Origin of the sequence: Serratia sp. FS14, assembly GCF_000695995.1 — a bacterium.
In the GTDB taxonomy this organism is placed as follows: Bacteria; Pseudomonadota; Gammaproteobacteria; order Enterobacterales; family Enterobacteriaceae; genus Serratia; species Serratia nematodiphila.
Genome location: NZ_CP005927.1, coordinates 4,921,600 through 4,935,692 on the forward strand (window position 1 = coordinate 4,921,600; position 14,093 = coordinate 4,935,692).

Here is a 14,093-nt window from a genome sequence, read left to right on the forward strand (position 1 = left end):
TGCAAGGCATTCCGCGCTATCATAAGCGCTGTATTGATCCCTTTTGTGAGAATAACGATGAACGGCAAGATAACGACTTTTTTTGAAGACAAAGGCTTCGGCTTTATTACCGACGAGAACGGAGAAAATCGTTATTTTCACGTGATTAAAGTGCAAAATCCGGAGCTGATTAAGAAAAACGCGGCGGTGACCTTCGAACCGACCAACAACACCAAAGGCCCGTCGGCTTATGCGGTCAAAGTGTTGGCGCCCAGCAAATACATCATCATCGCCAATGAAAGAATCAAGATCGCCAGCATCAAGTCTTTCAATACCTTCACCAAGGAAGTGCCGGTCAAAGCCGACGTGGATAAAGAGAACACCGTGCTGTCAGTCGGCCTGCTGATGAACCGCATTCGCCCGCAGTCCGAAGACCAGGCGCAGGCCATGCAAACGCTGCGCATGCTGACCATCACCACCTTCCAGAACACCACCCATACCTTCTCCGAGCACGAGATCGACATGGATGAAACCATCAAGGCGTTGAAAAACCTGTAAGCGCCGCTCACCCAGCGTCGAGCTTAACGGAACAGAATATGCTCGACGCTGTTGCCGTTCACCACGTTGAACGACTCCACCCGATTCCGCCCCTGCGATTTGGCGCGATACAGCGCGATATCCGCCATATTCATCAGCTGCTCCAGCGATTTCACCTCGTTCATCGCCAGGCTGGCGACGCCGACGCTGATGGTGATTTTCAGCGTCTGTTTGCCTTCCGCCTGCAGTTCCGTCTGCTCCACCAACCGGCGCAGATGCTCCCCCAGCGCCACGCCCTGCGCCGCCAGCGCGCGCGGCAGCATGATGGCGAACTCTTCCCCGCCCAGGCGGCCGAACAGCTGATCGTGCCGCAGCTCGCGCCGCACGATGTGCGCGAACGACGCCAACACCTGATCGCCGGCGCTGTGGCCGTGCGTATCGTTGATCTGCTTGAAATGATCGATGTCGATCAGCAGTAGCGACACCGCCTCTTTCGAGCGGTGCTTGTGCTCCAGCAGCTCGCCCGCTTTGCGCGTCATCGCGCTGCGCGCCAGCACCCCGGTCAGGAAATCGTGGTTGGCGCTGTGCTCCAGACGCCGCATCAGCTTGCGATTGGCGGCGATAGAGCTGGCGAGGATCAGCGGCCCCATCACCAGCATGGCGATGCCCAAGCGGGCAGACATCAGGGTGTCGAGGAAGGCGTTGTGATTGTTCGGCGTTTCATACAGCACCAGGTTGGCTGAAATGTTGCTGATCTCGGTCATGCCGGTCAACAACGTCAACAGCGTCACGGGGAACAACTGGTAGCGCACTGCGCACCACAGCAGCGCCGGGATCGGGAAGGCGATGGCGCCCGGCCCGCCGATATAGACGCTGAACGCCAGCGACAGCAGTAGCGCCAATAGCGGCAGGCAGCCTTTCAGGCGCCAACGCACCTGCATGCGAAACAGCTGTTTCAACCGCGGCGCCGCCATCAGCACCGGCAACAACAGCAAGGTCGTCGAGAACTGCTCACTGAACCAGGCCAACCAGGCGACCACCACCGTATTGTTGTACAGGCTGTCGTTACGCAGCACCGACAGCGTCGACGCCACCGCCGATCCGGCCAGACTGGCGCTGAACATATAGAGTATCGCCTGGGGTTTGCCCATGCGCCGTTGAGATTGCGGCAGCATCAGCATGATGCCGTAACCGACGGCGATCAGCGACATGTTGCAGGCGTTCAGCCACAGCGCCAGGGACCAGCCCTCGCCGGTACTGAGATCGGCGGCGACCATGCCCAGATAAGTGGTGAGCCAGCCGAGCGGCGTAGCGTAAACGGGTTTACGCAGCAGCAGCCCGAGCAGAATCGCGTTGACCGGCCAAAATAAAGAAAGTGAACCTATCGGCCGGCTAAGAATACCCACCAGGGAGAGTAAAAAGGCCAGCATGAAAAGATTGATCAGCTGCACCGTTAGCGGCAGGCCATGCCTGGCGTTTATTCTGGCGCTCATCGCCTCGCCCATATTTTGCTAATAACCAGAATAATAATATGCATACTCTCTCGCCCGGCCAGTGAGGGATAGTCAATCCGAATTTCAACCAAAAAAGCCAGACAAATCAACAATAAAAACATTAACATTTAATTAACAGAATTTTCTTAGCCTGATGCGGCCGCGGCGTAACTCCCCGCATAGCGTCAGCAAATAATGCTCGCTCTGCTGTCAGCATAGCGCATAGCGTAATAGGCCGCCGAGAGCGTTAATTACATTAATAAACTTGTGGTTATTGGTCATTAAATGATGTTTGAATCACTGTGCGATTATTTTCCTGCAACTGGGCCGCCTGTGCAATAACAACCCAAAAAAAGCCCGCATGAAGCGGGCTTGCTTGAACAACAGCAAATCGACAGTTACGACACGGCCATGCATTGCATGACCGTGCTGACGCGCAGTATAGCGGTGAAAGCTTAAGCAGACCTTAGCAACAAAAAACCCGGCCTAGGAACCGGGAATATTTGTACGAAATGCAGTGTTAGCCCAAGCAGGCTAATAACATTTCGCAGATTACACGCCAATTGTGCAGAGAAAATGAACGCGGCATCCGTTCAACCGCACCGCCGTCCCATCTACACGATAGGTCTTACGCCAGTTTGGCGGCAAAGCCCGCTACGCGCTGACCATAGAGCTTGGCGGTCGCCAGATCGCCCGACAACATCTCATCCACGCCGGCATCCGCCGGGGTCTGCACCAGCAGCCCCACCGAACCGCCCAGGTTATTGACGTCGGTGCGCTGCGCCGATTTGGTGTTGGCCGGCAGCAGCCCCAGGCTGACCCACAGGCCGCCATGTTGCGAAGCCAGCGTCTGCAGCGCGATCAGCGTCACCTGTTTGTCGCCGTTCAGGCTGGCGCTGTTGGTAAAACCGCCGAACACTTTATCCTGCCACTTGCGGCCGAACCAGGCTTTAGAGCTGGCGTCGGCGAATTTCTTGAACTGCCAGGATGGGCCGCCCATATAGGTCGGCGAACCAAAGATGATGGCGTCCGCCTCATCCAGCGTCTGCCAGGCTTCGTCGCTGATATCGCCGTTCTGATCGATGGCGATCAGTTCCGCCCCGGCGCCTTCCGCCACCACTTTCGCCAAACGCTCGGTATGGCCGTAGCCGGAATGAAACACCACTACTGTCTTCGCCATAGAAATTCTCCACTCATTGCACAAAGGCGCCGACGGCGCCCCTCTCGCGTTCAATCTAATCAAGCGCACAGCGACTGAATACCGAATAAAACTGACGGTGTTATTCAAAAAAATCGCGTTACGCGCCCTGTTCTGCCTGTTGACGGGCGAAGTCGATAAAAGCGCGTAGCGGGCGCGGCGTTTGGCGGTTTGCCGGATAGTACAGATAGAAACCGGGGAACGGAGGGGTCCAGGCATCGAGCAGCGGTAACAGCCTCCCCTCGGCCAGGCCGGTGGCAACCTGTTGCTCAAACAGGTAGGCAATGCCTACCCCATCCATCGCAGCCCTCACCAATATTTCCGGCTCATCGACTGTCACCGGCCCTTTCACGGCGATCTCCTGCTTTTCACCGTCACACTCAAACTCCCAGCGATACACATTGCCGTTGGTCGGCCAGCGGTAATTCAAACACCGATGCCGATGCAGATCGCCCGGTGTTAACGGCCGGCCGTGACGCGCCAAATACGCCGGCGAAGCAACGACACGCATCCGCACCTCCCCGCCCAGCTTGACCGCCACCATATCTTTCGCCAATTTCTCGTGCAGCCGCACGCCGGCATCAAAACCGCCGGCAACGATATCCACCAGCCGCTCCTCAACATTGAGATCGAGCGTAATATCGGGGTATTGATGATGAAACGGCGCGATCAAGGGCGCCAGAAAATGCAACGCCGCCACGCGGGTTACGTTAAGCCGCAAAAGACCCGAGGGGTTCTGGCGTTGCTCTACCGCCTGCGCCACCGCCGCGTCGATCTCGGCCATCGCGGGCGTCAGGCGCGCCAACATCAGTCTTCCGGCTTCAGTCGGCGCCACGCTGCGAGTGGTGCGATTCAGTAAACGCACACCCAGACGCGCCTCCAGGTTGCGCAGCGTTTGGCTGAGCGCCGAAGCGGATATACCCAAATGTGCGGCTGCGCGGGCGAAGCCGCCGTGCTCGACAATAGCGGCAAAGGCGCGCAATTCGGCGAAATCACTGCCCCTCATTATGCTCTTCCTACTTAATAATTCATGAAGATTATAGCCCATTCCTTAAACAACCTACGGGCGCTATCGTGGACGGCATCTACACGGGAGAATGCCTATGAACACCACACTTTCACTGGATCACTATCGCCTGCTGGGCCGTTCCGGTCTGCGCGTTTCACCGTTGGCGCTCGGCACCATGACCTTCGGCGCCGACTGGGGCTGGGGCGCCGAACTGGCCGAGGCTCGACGTCTGTTTGACGTTTATGTCGAACGCGGCGGCAACTTTATCGATACCGCCAACCGCTATACCGAGGGCAGCGCCGAACTTTTCGTGGGTGAGTTCGCCGCCGGGCGCCGCGATCGGTTGGTGATCGCCACCAAATACACCCTGCCGATGCAGCCAGACGATCCCAATTCCGGCGGCAACCATCGCAAAAGCATGCTGCGATCGGTTGAAGCAAGCCTGCAACGGCTCAATACCGATTACATCGATCTGCTCTATCTGCACGCCTGGGATTTCACCACGTCGGTGGAAGAGATCATGCGCGCCCTGGACGACCTGGTGCGCGCCGGAAAAGTGCTGTATGTGGCGGTGTCTGATCTCCCTGCCTGGCAGGCGTCCAGGATGCAAACGCTGGCGGACCTGCGCGGCTGGTCGCCGCTTATCGCCTTGCAAATCGAGTACAGCCTGCTGGAACGCACCGTCGAGCGCGAACTGCTGCCGATGGCGCAAGAATTGGGGATGGGCGTTATCCCTTGGTCGCCGCTGGCCGGCGGCGTGCTGAGCGGCAAATACCGGCGACAGGATCTGCAGCCATCGCCAGATGAAGCGGGCACTCGGCGCGAAGCCGTACGCGCCAAGGGGACATTGAACGCACGCAATCTCGGTATCGCCGATGTCGTCAACCTGATCGCTCACGAGACCGGGTATACCCCATCACAAATCGCGCTGGCCTGGACGTTGCGCCAGCCGACGGTCACCGCGCCGATCGTCGGCGCCCGAACCCTGGCGCAATTGGAAGATAACCTCGGTGCATTGAAGGTGGCGCTGACGGAAGATCATTGGCGGCGATTGGACGATCTCAGTGCCATCGAGCTGGGATTCCCACACGATTTTCTCGCCCTGCCGGCCACCCGCAACATCATGACCGGCGGCCTGCATCTCGCCCCGCGCAGATAAAAAAAATCCCGCACAAGGCGGGATAAACTTAACAGGGATGGGGTAATACACTACAGGGAATGGATAACACACAACATCATCGGGTAGAGCTACAGTATCAATCTCAATGTATAGAACTGTCATCCCCGCGTAAGTTTGCTCGGCCAGATGTAACGCCGAATGGGAAATATGACATTTCGCTCAATGCACCACGAACAGGCGCGACTCGAACCCGCCGCTCTTGAAGGTAACAGTGTTGACCCACCCCGGCGGCGAACGGCCGAAGTCCTGGTTGAAATCGCCGCCGCTGACCAGCCAAATCCGGCGATGGCCCTTCGATAAGGCGCTGAGCTTATCGACGTAGGTCTGCGCCGCCCGATCGTGGAAAAAGGTGCCGAAACCATAGGCATTGGGCTTACCCGAGATGCCGTTGGGCCTGGCCGGGGTATACAGCAAGGCGCGGTAGCCCTGCTTGTTGTAATACACATAGCTCAGGTAGTTGAACATGTTGCTGACCACCACCGCATCGTTAGGCTGATAGTGGCTGTTGATATAGTGCACCATCACCTTGAACTCATCTTTCTCGACCGGGTAGTCGTTACGCACGCCGCAGCCGAACAGCAGGCTGAAGAACAGTAGCAAAGAGATCCCGCGCACTCGGTTTTTCGTTCCGGCGATCAGCACGCCCAACACCAGCGGAATGCCGAGCGCGGCGGAATAGAGATAGCGATCGACAAACAGCGGCGAGCGCCAGGAAATGGCGAATACCAACATTACCGGGATCAGCATGCCGCCGAGCAGCAGCAGAGCGTATTTTCTCTGCATCTGGCGCCGCCACAGCAGCAGTGAACATAAAGCGACAAACATCGCCGGCAACAGCCAGAGAATGATCGTGGGATAGTTGCTGCCATCATGGCCGGTGAGAAAACGCCAGAACATCGCCGGCAGATCGCTCCAGGAAACCTGAGGGATCCAACCGACGTCGCCGCCGACCCGCAGCTCGGCGATATGCGCGAGCAGATTGAACAACACCAGCAGCCAGGGAATGTAGGCCACCCCGATCGCCGCATTGGCCAGCCACCACGCCGGTTGCTTGATATAACACTCGCCTTCGCGGCGGCACGACAGCGCCAATACCACCAGCCAATGCGCGATCAGGGTAAAAATCGTGAAGTAATGGGTATAAAAGCTCAGCGTCATCAACAGCGCATACAGCGCCAGATAACGGCGGTTATCCGGCGTTTTCAGCCACTTCGCCAACGCCATGGCGGCGGCGATCGCCAGCAGCCCCATCAGCGCATACATGCGCGCCTCCTGGCTGTAACGCACCGCCATCGGCATGATCGCCATCAGCCAGCCCGCTATCAGCGCCGCCCGCTCGTTGGCCAGCCAACGCGTAAAGCGCATCGCCAGCGCCACTGTCGCCACGCCGAGCACCAGGCTCAGCGAACGGGCCGCCAGAATGCCGTCGCCGAACAGCGCCATCCAGCCATGCAGCAACAGGTAATACAGCGGCGGGTGAACATCGAAGGAAGCGTGGTACAGCAAAGCGCCTACGTCATAGCGGCTGGTCAGCACGCTGGAGGCCTCATCGCACCAAAAATACCTGTCCGTTAAGGAAATAAACCGCACGACCGCCGCAAACGCCACGATCGCCAACGCGTAATGTTTATAGCCGATGCCCTTTAAGCCGTTGTTGCTTAAAGAGACATTCGAAACCTGCTGCAATGACATAACCGCATTCCGCCCAAAAGAACCACACCGTGTGGAGACGCTGCGTCATCATTGCCGACGGCGGGTAAATGGCGGGTAAATCAGTGCGAAAAAGTCGGCGCAGTCCCCTTCAGGCCGCACGGCTCTCAGCGAATTTCAACGCTGATATCCGGGTAGGCCTTCTCGCCGTCACTGAGGTAATGCCCCAGCGCCCGATATGCCATCACGTACAGCACGGCGGCGGCGCACAGGCACAGCAAGGTCACGAGAAAGAATCTGGATTTGCGCACGATAGGCTCCATGGGGAAATTTTCGCCTATTGTAGCGCGACAAACTAAACGAAGGTTCAATGCCTCTTGCCGTTTCCTGTGACCGCGCTCGGTGTCAGACAAAGTCCCGTCACTTAAACCCCACAACCCCCGCAGTGAACAGTAACCTGCCGCCCATCCCCTTTATGAACAAAAAGAGAAAAGTGAATTGCCCGCCGGTCCCTTTTTCCACCGATGCGCCCTCTCTACTATTGGACCTATCCAGCCGCTTAACGCTCAGCTGGCTGACCTCACTACCGCCTTAGGCATGAGTGATTCGGGATAGCAGCGTGCTTCACCGCCGCTTTTCAGCTACGACACATTAAAGGAGTTGCGACAATGGCTGTAAAATTTCCTTATGCAGGCCAATCTTTTACCATCAAGATGGACAATGGTCTCGAAGTTAAAAACGCCTACCATGCCAGTGAAAACACCATTACCGTTGAGTTTCTAAACGGAGAACTTCGCGGAACCATTATGAATGTGCCTTTCCAGTGGCGTTCATTGGCTGACGGCTATTTCATGATTTCCTGGCAAGAATCCGATAAAAATACCGTTGTTCACTGCGATAACTTCGAAAAACACATTTCTTATGCTTACTACACAACGATGAGTGGAGATTTTTACGTGATGGAAGGGAAAATTCTTTAATTCACTTCAGCGCCTTTAATCCTTTTCGCGTATTAATTGCCGCTCTATCAAATAGCCTATCCTTTGGCGTGGCCATTTTTATGCCTTTCTCATATCGCGCCCACATGACGCAAAAAACAGCGGCATACGTGGGCAAGCAAATTGCTTCAGACCGGTGTGCCACTTTCGGTACTGCAAGAAATGGGCGACTGGGAGAGCATAGGAATGGTACAGCGATACGCTCACCTTGCACACTGAGCATGCGAGGCAAATTGATGCGATTTTCGAAGGTTTAGTCCCAAATCTGTCCCATGATGAAATTGGAAAGACGGGATGAAATGCGTAACTCATTGATACTTAATGGCCCCTATAGGATTCGAATATCGGCCATGCAACCATTGTTATTACTAGCTTTTTATCTGTTCAAAAAACGCAGGAGCCCCCAATTAGGCCCCCAATCGTATTTCGCTGAAAACATCAGCAATTTCGAGCCCGGTGATGGTAACGGTAAACTACCATGCTGCCAACATCTCCAAATGTTACTTGGCGAAGATGTCGCTCATCTTTTCTATAGGCCTCAAGTGATTGGATGTCAGATGTGCGGTTCTCAATCTGCGCCAGCGCGGCGTTGCACCCTGTGACAATACGTTCGCTCGTCCCGCCTTGATATGCCCGGTGCGCACTTCAGGTTCGTTCTGCATGTTTTTCTCCATAAGTACAAACGCCCGCCAGTTGAGAGGCGGGCGTTATACAGTGATGTCGGGGAATGTATCCTGGGGAAATGGCGGTAGCGATGCTGCAGGGGTCACCAGTCAAACGTGGAAAATCCAGGCAAAAGATCGCCCGCAGCGTCCAAGTGCAGGAATGCTATGTGGTGGCGTTGCATCAGCGTAACAACCAGCCGGCAGCCGGCTTTTGATAGCCCCAGGCGTTTAAGCTGCAATACCGGGTGCAGCCAGGCGTTGAGCCGAATGAGGTACCCCGTACCGGTGAAATGACACCACTCGCAGTGCCCGAACTCTTCTCTTCGATGTGAAATGTGATACAGCAGCGTGTTGTCCTCATCGGTGATGTGTGCCGTACTACACTGGATCCCTTTGAGCAGTGCGTCACTAGGAAGTGTGTCGCGGTTCATGGGCGCTTGCCTCCCTGAATCGTTCGTGTGACATCCTGGTAACCGGCTCGCGTCATCAGGCCGCAGGCCCGGCGGGCACGTAGAATATCTATGGCGGTCACGAGGGGCGATTGAGCCTCACAGCTGAAGCCCCGGCGGTCAATGCGTACCAGATCAAACTTTTCCACCATGGCATTCAGCGCATCCGCGAGGGATATACCGTCACCGATATGGGCCTGTATTACGGCATCGTCGCTGAATGCGGTGTCGTTGAGTGTCAGGCCATAGTGCTGCGCCAGCAGGTAGGTGAGCAAGGATTGCCAGACAGTGATGGGGGACTGGCATGTTTGGGCCGCCCGTGAGGGTGGCGCGTGTAGTGTTCGCATAAGGGATATCTCTTTGTTGGATAGTAAGAATGGCGTGAGGTTAAAAATGCAGGGCGTTTTACCTGGGCGTTTCAGTTGTCGGATAAATCGAAATGTAGACGTAGCCGTATGAGCCGAGGCTGTCTGCTTCACAGGTCAGGCCATGGCAATACAGCGTGACACAGTGCTGATGGCGCGGATTGAGCTCGCCAGATAGCAGCATCAATTCCAGATGCTTGATAAATCGCGGAAAAGCATTCTCCAAGTCACGGCGCTGGGCGTCGCTGAAAATTCCGCCGATGTCAGCGCGGTCGGCCAGAAAATGCAGTCGTTCCCCCTCCTGTACCAAACGGGCGCCAAACTGCGGCGTGACATTACGTTTTAGTCCCCAGGCGGGAACATTATGGGGTGATGGCATGTAGTACCTCCTGATTGAGTCGGATAAATCATAAGAGCCCGTGTTCGGCGAACGAGTACACCGTCAGGCCGCCGACAATGCAGTGGTCCAGGACCCGGACATCAATCAGTGCCAGCGCATCCTGTATTCTCTGGGTGATGAGCTGGTCGGCCTCGCTGGGGTCGGCATGACCTGAGGGATGGCAGTGCGCAACGATAACTGCGGCGGCATTATGTTTCAGTGCGCCCTTCACGATTTCACGCGGATGCACCTGGGTGCTGGCAATGCTGCCGCTAAACAGGGACTCATGCGCCAGCAAGCGATGCTGGTTATCGAGATAGAGCGCCATAAAGACTTCGCGCTCCAGCCGGGCCATCTGCAGGCGCAACCAGTCACGCACCATGAACGGGGCTGTGAAGGGCTCACCCGGTTTGCGTAAATGCTGCTCCAACAACGCCAGTGCGCGTTGAATGGTGCGTTGGGTGGGTAAGGGCAGATCGGAGGTTGCCGGAGATAAGGTGATATTCATCATGATGGGGTGCCGTTGTCTGGAGGGTTAGTCGATGATGCGCATAATGGCGTTGCTTTCGGGATGGCTGAGGGCGTAATCCCGCAGGCGATAGTAGTGTTCGGTCATGGCATCGCATTCGGTGCGGCAGGCATGGTGGCTGTAAGTGATAAGGCAAGCAATGATGCCGGCGGCTTCATGTCCCACCGTTGCACTATTGCCGTTAAGGGCGTTAAAGAGGGCGTATTTTCTCTCCGTTGAAGGGATGATAAAGGCGCCGCTGTTACTGAGGGTGTAAAACTCCCAATAATCTCCGTGGTAGTCCTTACACAAGAGGTTGAGCCAGGAAAATATTGGTGACTCGATATGAAGCCATTGCGGAATGTCACCAAAATGCTGTAGCCAAAATGACAGGCGATCCGCGTCGCGAACGAGACTCGCTGTCAGTGTTGAGTGGTTGCTTATCGGACGTGTTGATGGTGTGTTATTGGCAGTATTCTCTTTCACAGGAATTATCCTTACATAGAGGTGGACTGGGCCGGGCAACGGCCGGCCACGATGGGTACAGCTAGAAACGGTGGTATCACGCCATAAAAAATGCCCCGCTCAGATGAACGGGGCATTTTGGTGTTGCTCGGAGATGACAGGTTGTCATTGCCGGAGAGGCCTCTCTGACAAGAGTGTAGTTTTGAGGCGCCTCAGCCAGCTATCACGTTGGGGGGGAGTCCCTACGTGTTGAGGCTGAACTCACTCCCCGACCTGAGAGCCCGGCACGGGAAGTGAGTTATCGTTAGCGAACAAACGTGGAGGGGTAAAGATTAGTTTTCACCGTTGGGAATGGCGGCGCCGACTTTACAGTCGGATTGCGAAAACGCGGGCAAAACCTGTCCGGCGCCTTTCAGCGTAAAACGGGTGGTTTGCATCCCTTCACCGCTAAGGATCACCGTCTTGCCTTTGCGCAGCTTGTCCCAGGCGAAGCGTACGCTATCCGCACCCACGCGGGAGAGCACGTCGTTGAATAGGATGGGGTCACTGCCATCAACAGAGACATAAAATGACCGCGTTTGCGTCCGCGCATCATAGTTGGTCAGTGAGCGCCCCGCAGCATCGGTGAACATCACGAACATGGCCTTATAGGGATTGCAGCCGATGTAAAGCTGCGATTGTCCCTGACCACGCACGCTGTATTCTGTCGTTCCCTGCCCCCACCCGCTGGTCCATGGGCCGGTTTCGGCCTGAGCCATAAAAGGTGCCGCCAGGGCACAGCAAAAAAGCCCTTTCATCAGTGTCTTCATGAGGTTGTTTCCTTTCGTTAATCGTGTTTTCCAATTTATTGCGGTAGGTCAGGTGCGCTCACCCCTGCCAGTCAGTCGTTATCAGTGCACTATCAGCGCAATGCCCAAGAATACGCCACCGGCTAGGCCAATCAGCTGGGGGCCACAAAGCCAGAACAGACGCAGCCCCACCAGGCTGAAGAAGCCGCCGGTGGTATAGACCGCATCGGGATGCGCGAGATTACGCAAGAACTGGCCCAGCAAGGCACCGAGGCATCCCAGCGCCGTGCCGACGATAACCGCGAGTATCAGCGTACCGGTGCCAGCCTCCTGGATCTGGCCGGCGGTATTGCGCGTAACCACCAGAAGTGAAAACAGCAAAGCGCCAATCCCCCAGCCAAGTAAAGAAGGGGTAAGGCGTGAAGGTGCATGCTGTGGCGAAGTCTCCATAGACGGTTGTCTCCTGTGTGACAGTCATATCGTGAGGAACGGCAGTCCGGCTTCCTGCTGCCGGGTATGGTGGTGTACCAACGCGCAGGGAAAGGATTCCGGCGTGGTTGCTTGAAGGGCTGAAATCCGTTGGGAGGAGAGAAATACGGTATCCGCAACGGCGCCCTGGCCGATCTTAATGACGGTTGAAGGCCAAAGATAATGGGTTGTACAGATCAATAACGCGAAACCGATCGTTGAAAACGATCAATCGATGGGGCCGCGATAGTGCAGATACGATAACGCGTAACGCATTGTTGTAACGCGTTTTATTTCATATCTGCTCGGAGTGACATGGGAAGGTTAGAGGCAGTTCAACCCTTGTGCTTGTCGGGCCCGTGTGCGTCGGACCGGGTGGAAGAGGACGATTTTGGGACCGATGGAAACGGTGGCCCACCGGGTTGCAGCATGAGCCACAGACGCAGGACTAAAGTCAGTAACGTGCCGAGCGTTCGAAAAATACGGCACAGGGTTTGCCAGGAAAAAAAGAGAGTCCAGCGTCGTTGCTTCAGCGCATGGTAAGAAGAAGGCATGGCAATATCTCCAGTTGTGATGTGGTCAATAAACAGAAATACGGTTCTGCTGGATATGCATACCGGGAATATAAGCGTGAGATTTTTTCGAAAGTGTTGTTCGATGAGGAAGCGCTGATAGCCATTGTGTAGAGTATTTCCCCAACATACCGTTCCGTTGTGCTGGGGAGTATTACGTGACCTGTTTCCTGCACCCTGTTTACGTCAGTTTGTCAGACTCCTGCTCAATGAGCGCATTAAAGTATTCATCCAGGGTCATTCTGTTTTTATTCAGCAATGCTTTTAGCTTGCCCGCATTTTCATTTTTTAGATAAAATTTCTTACTGACGCTGGTGTCTTGTTTTTTCACTCTGTAACTGTACTGATGAATTGCCGGTTTTATTTTTCTAAGGAGCAATTCTTTTTCCAGAGGATTGGTGAGGTAAAAATCCATGTAATTCAGGATGGAAAAGTAACGCTCCTCATTTTCTAACGGGGCGTATTTCTGCGCGATGTCATGCCCATGGGAGCATAAGTATTTCCACGCATACGAAACAACATCCTCATCATCTGGCGAAAGATGGCCCACCAGTGAACCATCTTCTTTTATTTCACTCCACTGGCTAACCAGTTCCCCCCAACGCTGATGTTCATCTTTCAGGTGGAATACTTTATGTTTTTTTAAAACCTCTCGAAGCCGTTCCTGATGGCTGTGTGGAATGATTTCTTTAACTTTCTCAAGTGGCAAGACGTCAAGAATGATATTGTTGAGTTCTGTCCATAACCAAAAACAGGCGCGCTTGTCGTTCTTCAGCCAGGCGACCTCTTCCTCAGACGGGATTTTTTCGTTGAGTGCATAAAGCATGTCAGAGACCACGCCATTAATTTTTTCAGGGGTATCCCTGAAGTGTTTCTGCAGCGAGTCAGTGAGATAGTGGCAGATATCTGCCGGGCCATCAAAATTCGCGAACCTGTTTTTTCTTATAATATTCTTCCGATCTAAATAGTCGATGAAAAAATCGCATTCATCCCAATCATGGGTAAACAGCAAGGCAATTTTAGGCGGTGACATGGACAGTTCTCCTGAGCCGAGAAAAACAGTGTATTTACACCGTAATTATGGCGTGATTATAGCACGATTATTGCGCGTTTTTCATCTTGTTATTCCGTTGTTTTCGCAGAATTTTTCACTGACTATTTTCACTGTTTTTATCGCAGGGATGCCTGTTCTCTCGGGATTTCTCTATCCCGCCATTATCGCCATGACCCAGGGTTAACCAGAATGAGGTGTCGCGGCTGACAGTCTGTCGGTATAAGGATGTTTTCGAAGAGGGGGGATCTGAGTGGCCCCCTGGAAGCTATCTTGATGCATGACATTATAAAATCGGCGACTGAGTGAGCAAGGAGGTGGTACCCTGGTATACAGCAA

18 protein-coding genes and 1 pseudogene are annotated in these 14,093 nt (G+C 54.8%); 5 read left to right on the forward strand and 14 right to left on the reverse strand.

Annotated elements, in window-relative coordinates; translation table 11 throughout:
* Nucleotides 1–57 precede the first annotated feature (57 nt).
* A complete protein-coding gene (locus tag L085_RS22610) occupies nt 58–537 on the forward strand; it encodes a cold shock domain-containing protein (protein ID WP_021504633.1) in 480 nt (159 codons plus the stop codon).
* Between the two features lie 23 nt (nt 538–560).
* Here L085_RS22610 and L085_RS22615 read toward each other — a convergent pair whose 3' ends face one another.
* The 3 genes from L085_RS22615 to L085_RS22625 form a co-directional block, all read right to left on the reverse strand.
* Entirely contained in the window at nt 561–2,009 is a 1,449-nt protein-coding gene (locus L085_RS22615; protein ID WP_044032123.1) for a GGDEF domain-containing protein, read from the reverse strand.
* A 628-nt stretch (nt 2,010–2,637) separates the two neighbouring features.
* Nucleotides 2,638–3,189 (reverse strand): flavodoxin family protein, encoded by a 552-nt coding sequence (locus L085_RS22620; protein WP_004940045.1) that lies wholly within the window; start codon nt 3,187–3,189, stop codon nt 2,638–2,640.
* Nucleotides 3,190–3,307: 118 nt separating this feature from the next.
* Nucleotides 3,308–4,213 (reverse strand): LysR family transcriptional regulator, encoded by a 906-nt coding sequence (locus L085_RS22625; protein ID WP_015376920.1) that lies wholly within the window; start codon nt 4,211–4,213, stop codon nt 3,308–3,310.
* Between the two features lie 97 nt (nt 4,214–4,310).
* Here L085_RS22625 and L085_RS22630 point away from each other — a divergent pair, with 97 nt between their 5' ends.
* Nucleotides 4,311–5,375: an aldo/keto reductase gene (locus L085_RS22630; RefSeq protein WP_044031777.1), complete on the forward strand. Its 1,065-nt coding sequence runs from the start codon at nt 4,311–4,313 to the stop codon at nt 5,373–5,375.
* Nucleotides 5,376–5,555: 180 nt separating this feature from the next.
* Here L085_RS22630 and L085_RS22635 read toward each other — a convergent pair whose 3' ends face one another.
* Both L085_RS22635 and L085_RS25645 read right to left on the reverse strand, forming a co-directional pair.
* Complete coding sequence (locus L085_RS22635) at nt 5,556–7,088, reverse strand: glycosyltransferase family 39 protein (protein WP_044031778.1); 1,533 nt, start codon at nt 7,086–7,088, stop codon at nt 5,556–5,558.
* Between the two features lie 125 nt (nt 7,089–7,213).
* The gene (locus L085_RS25645; RefSeq protein WP_015376917.1) at nt 7,214–7,357 is read right to left on the reverse strand and encodes a hypothetical protein; all 144 of its coding nucleotides are present in this window, start codon (nt 7,355–7,357) and stop codon (nt 7,214–7,216) included.
* Nucleotides 7,358–7,714: 357 nt separating this feature from the next.
* Here L085_RS25645 and L085_RS22640 point away from each other — a divergent pair, with 357 nt between their 5' ends.
* Both L085_RS22640 and L085_RS24925 read left to right on the forward strand, forming a co-directional pair.
* Entirely contained in the window at nt 7,715–8,026 is a 312-nt protein-coding gene (locus tag L085_RS22640; protein WP_044031779.1) for a hypothetical protein, read from the forward strand.
* A 120-nt stretch (nt 8,027–8,146) separates the two neighbouring features.
* Nucleotides 8,147–8,342, forward strand: a pseudogene (locus L085_RS24925) (tyrosine-type recombinase/integrase); the annotation flags it as partial.
* Between the two features lie 202 nt (nt 8,343–8,544).
* Here the strand turns inward: L085_RS24925 and L085_RS25525 are convergent.
* From L085_RS25525 to L085_RS22675, 9 genes are all read right to left on the reverse strand, one after another.
* A complete protein-coding gene (locus L085_RS25525; protein WP_158499089.1) occupies nt 8,545–8,706 on the reverse strand; it encodes a hypothetical protein in 162 nt (53 codons plus the stop codon).
* A 104-nt stretch (nt 8,707–8,810) separates the two neighbouring features.
* Nucleotides 8,811–9,140, reverse strand: coding sequence for a DUF5983 family protein (locus tag L085_RS22645; RefSeq protein WP_049870699.1), 330 nt, complete (start codon nt 9,138–9,140; stop codon nt 8,811–8,813).
* Nucleotides 9,137–9,505: a TA system toxin CbtA family protein gene (locus L085_RS22650; RefSeq protein WP_044031780.1), complete on the reverse strand. Its 369-nt coding sequence runs from the start codon at nt 9,503–9,505 to the stop codon at nt 9,137–9,139. The genes L085_RS22645 and L085_RS22650 overlap by 4 nt, the downstream gene beginning before the upstream one ends.
* A gap of 58 nt (nt 9,506–9,563) precedes the next feature.
* Entirely contained in the window at nt 9,564–9,902 is a 339-nt protein-coding gene (locus tag L085_RS24930; RefSeq protein ID WP_071841655.1) for a type IV toxin-antitoxin system YeeU family antitoxin, read from the reverse strand.
* 28 nt (nt 9,903–9,930) lie between these two features.
* The gene (radC, locus tag L085_RS22655) at nt 9,931–10,410 is read right to left on the reverse strand and encodes a DNA repair protein RadC (RefSeq protein ID WP_044032126.1); all 480 of its coding nucleotides are present in this window, start codon (nt 10,408–10,410) and stop codon (nt 9,931–9,933) included.
* Nucleotides 10,411–10,437: 27 nt separating this feature from the next.
* Nucleotides 10,438–10,896, reverse strand: coding sequence for an antirestriction protein (locus L085_RS22660; protein WP_071841656.1), 459 nt, complete (start codon nt 10,894–10,896; stop codon nt 10,438–10,440).
* A 311-nt stretch (nt 10,897–11,207) separates the two neighbouring features.
* Entirely contained in the window at nt 11,208–11,684 is a 477-nt protein-coding gene (locus L085_RS22665) for a hypothetical protein (protein WP_049870700.1), read from the reverse strand.
* 81 nt (nt 11,685–11,765) lie between these two features.
* Nucleotides 11,766–12,113: a hypothetical protein gene (locus L085_RS22670; protein ID WP_044031781.1), complete on the reverse strand. Its 348-nt coding sequence runs from the start codon at nt 12,111–12,113 to the stop codon at nt 11,766–11,768.
* 771 nt (nt 12,114–12,884) lie between these two features.
* Entirely contained in the window at nt 12,885–13,736 is an 852-nt protein-coding gene (locus tag L085_RS22675; RefSeq protein WP_044031782.1) for a hypothetical protein, read from the reverse strand.
* Here L085_RS22675 and L085_RS25470 point away from each other — a divergent pair.
* Nucleotides 13,735–13,941, forward strand: coding sequence for a hypothetical protein (locus L085_RS25470; RefSeq protein ID WP_144240709.1), 207 nt, complete (start codon nt 13,735–13,737; stop codon nt 13,939–13,941). The genes L085_RS22675 and L085_RS25470 overlap by 2 nt on opposite strands.
* Nucleotides 13,942–14,093: the final 152 nt, after the last annotated feature.